We start from the raw sequence: 1,236 nt of genomic DNA, 5'->3' as shown, positions 1-1,236 counted from the left end.
AGCTGATTGCGTGCGGCCTCATCGAAGAGGCCAATATCGAGCGGCTTCTGCGCTGCGCGCGGACGCATCGGCGCGCCCATCAGCAGCGCCAGCCGGTCACGCGTGGTGATCGGCCGGACGCCGGGAACGAGCATCTGCTCGCCTTCCGGCGTCGGCTCGGTCTGCAGCGGAAAGGGATCGCGCGCGCTCATGCCGCGATCTCCGTTTGGGCCTCACCTTCCGCATTGGAATTGAAGGCCAGAAGCAAATCGGCGGCTTTGGAGGCAAGGCTGGCGGCGCGGAAAATGGCGCGATTATCCTCCCGCAAGACGGTTAGCCATGAGCCGATATAGTCGGCGTGGCGCACGGTCGGCTCGATGCCGAGGCTGGAGCAGGTAAAGGCTGCGGTTAGCTCGGCGACCAGTTCCTCGCGCGCATAGGCCTTGGTGCCGAACGAGCCGGAGAAATCACGGGCAAGCCGGGTCGGGTGCCCGGTCCAATGACCCAACTCATGCAGAGCTGTGCGGTAGTAGTTGACCGGCTCGAAGAACGCGGGCTGCGGCGGCAGCTGGATGAAATCCGCGCCTGGCATGTAGAAGGCGCGATCCCCACCGATGCGGATATCCGCGCCGCTTGCGTGCATCAGCGCTTCGGCTTGCGGGATGATCTCACGTTCGGGCAGCGGCTCAGGCTGACCGTAGAGGTGCTCCGGCAAGCCTTCACACTGCGCGACATTGAAGACGGTGAAGCGCTTGAGGAAGGGGACCGCCTGCGGCTCAGCGTCTTCTTGCCTCGCGCGCTCCTTCTCGTCCTTCGGGATGAAGCGGTCGGCGTGAACGATGGTCGTCCCGTGCTCGCCTTTCCTGACGTTGCCGCCAAGCGAAAGCGCCTGCCGGAAGGTGAGCCAGCTCTGGCAGGGGTAAGGGCGCTCGATCACCGCGCCCCACAGGATCAGAATGTTGATGCCGGAATAGCCGCGCCCGGTGGCAGCGTTGCGGGGCAGCCCAAGACTGGCCTTCGCCCTCCCCCAAGGCTTGACCCAAGGCACCGAACCCCGCTCCAGATCGGCGATGATCCGGTCAGTGATCTCGGAATAAAGGCTGGCCCTAGGCGGCTCGCCCTTCTTGCCGCCAACGTCTCCACGGGCACCGCGTTTGCCGGTCTTGCGCATGACTAAATCTCCGCTCGCCAATCTTCGCTGCGCCCTCCCCGGAAGCGGGGTGGGCGGCGAAACCGACCGGAAAGGCCCCCCGTCCG

2 protein-coding genes are annotated in these 1,236 nt (G+C 65.5%); both read right to left on the bottom strand.

Going from position 1 to position 1,236, the window contains the following annotated elements; genetic code table 11:
* Positions 1-191, bottom strand: a 191-nt coding sequence (locus tag EOA27_RS37110) for a hypothetical protein (RefSeq protein ID WP_145970851.1), incomplete at its 3' end; no start/stop codon positions are given.
* Positions 188-1,150: a zincin-like metallopeptidase domain-containing protein gene (locus tag EOA27_RS37105; RefSeq protein ID WP_127258790.1), complete on the bottom strand. Its 963-nt coding sequence runs from the start codon at positions 1,148-1,150 to the stop codon at positions 188-190. The genes EOA27_RS37105 and EOA27_RS37110, both read right to left, overlap by 4 nt.
* Positions 1,151-1,236: the final 86 nt, after the last annotated feature.

Origin of the sequence: Mesorhizobium sp. M2A.F.Ca.ET.037.01.1.1, from assembly GCF_003998075.1 — a bacterium.
In the GTDB taxonomy this organism is placed as follows: Bacteria; Pseudomonadota; Alphaproteobacteria; order Rhizobiales; family Rhizobiaceae; genus Mesorhizobium.
The sequence above is the reverse complement of the archived record's forward strand: the minus strand, read 5'-3'. Positions and strand labels throughout refer to the sequence as shown.